Here is a 1,367-nt window from a genome sequence, read left to right as displayed (position 1 = left end):
GAGGCCGCGCTGAAGAAGATGGTCGCCGACTATCCCAAGAGCCGCCGTGCCAGCTTTGCGCAGAACCTACTGGGCCGCAGCTATCTCGATTCCGGCAAGCCCAGCCTCGCCTCGATGGCCTTCTATGAGAATTACAAGAAATTCCCGGACGGCGAGCGCGCGCCCGACAGTCTGCTCTATCTCGGCCAGGCGCTGATCAAGCTCAACAAGCCCGCCGATGCCTGCAAGGTCTATGACGAACTCAGCGATGTCTATGGCGCCAAGCTGTCCGCGGCGATGAAGGGCCAGATCGCCAGCGGCCGCAGTGCGGCGAAGTGCCAGTAAATTCTGCTCATCCCCTTTGAGGGGAGGATGACACTGCCTTGAATCGACGCAAGCCCCTCCACTTCAGGGGAGGGGTTGGGGTGGGGCCTTTCCACGAACGTCGCGCTTGCGGAAGCGCCCCACCCCCGGCCCCTCCCCTGAAGGGGGGGTTATTTCAGATCATCAGGGTCGAGAGCTGTCACGGACGAGACACCTCCGCGTCTCCGCGTCTCCGCGCGAATAAAATCGTCCGATGCATCGGGGCTCCACCGGCCGCAAAGTATAAAGCATCTGGACCCCGGCCTTCGCCGGGGTGGGGCTATATGATGATGTCGGGAATGGTGGGCGATGACGGGCTCGAACCGCCGACATTCTCGGTGTAAACGAGACGCTCTACCAACTGAGCTAATCGCCCCCTTGCGGGTAAGCCCCGCCTAATGCCGATGCGCTGCGCGTCTGGCAAGCCGCTTTTGTACCTCCAACCCATTTGGTTCGTTTGTTGGATACAAACTCCCGCGCCATTGGTACATAACAAGAACATCGAGGGGCGGGTGCGACCGGGGGAGCGGTCGGGTTCGCGCTTCGATGCTTTGGGGAGTGGGGATGGCCGGAACGGGGGAGGGCGTAGCGTGGACGCTGGCGCGGCGACGGCAATTCCTGGCGGCGCTGGCGGTCAGTGCCGATGCGGAGGCGGCGGCACGCGCGGTGGGAGAGACGCTGCGGGCCGCACGGGCTCTGCGGCAGCGCGACCGGGCCTTTGGGCAGGCTTGGGACGCGGCGATCGGTGCGGCGCACGCGCTGGTCGAGGAAGGGCTGCTGCGCCGGATGCTCACCCTGTTGGCCGGGGAGCAGGAGGGGGGAGAGGCCGGTGCGGGGACCACCGGCCTCTCCATCACCCCGCCGCTCTCGGCCACCGAAGTGCAATTCTATCTGAAGCTGCTGGCCCGTCGCGATGCGCTGGCCAGGGCCGGTGACGGCGCGGGCGAAGCGGCGCGGGCCGACGCGGCGGAAACCGATGCAGCGCTGGAACGCGCGCTCGATGGCTTGGCGCGGCGGCGGTTGAA

2 protein-coding genes and 1 tRNA gene are annotated in these 1,367 nt (G+C 65.9%); 2 read left to right on the top strand and 1 reads right to left on the bottom strand.

What is annotated here, in order from left to right:
* The coding region (locus U1700_RS14560) for a tetratricopeptide repeat protein (RefSeq protein WP_332753410.1) at nucleotides 1-324 on the top strand (324 nt) is incomplete at its 5' end.
* A gap of 318 nt (nucleotides 325-642) precedes the next feature.
* On the opposite strand, the gene U1700_RS14555 is transcribed toward U1700_RS14560, so the two are convergent.
* Nucleotides 643-718 (bottom strand) — tRNA-Val (locus U1700_RS14555).
* Nucleotides 719-906: 188 nt separating this feature from the next.
* On the opposite strand from U1700_RS14555, the gene U1700_RS14550 reads away from it, so the two are divergent.
* On the top strand, nucleotides 907-1,367 hold a 461-nt coding region (locus U1700_RS14550), incomplete at its 3' end, for a hypothetical protein (protein ID WP_332753409.1).

Origin of the sequence: Sphingomonas sp. RB1R13 (assembly GCF_036663775.1) — a bacterium.
Lineage (GTDB): Bacteria > Pseudomonadota > Alphaproteobacteria > Sphingomonadales > Sphingomonadaceae > Sphingomicrobium.
Note: the sequence above shows the minus strand (reverse complement) of the source record. Positions and strands in the feature narration are given on the sequence as shown.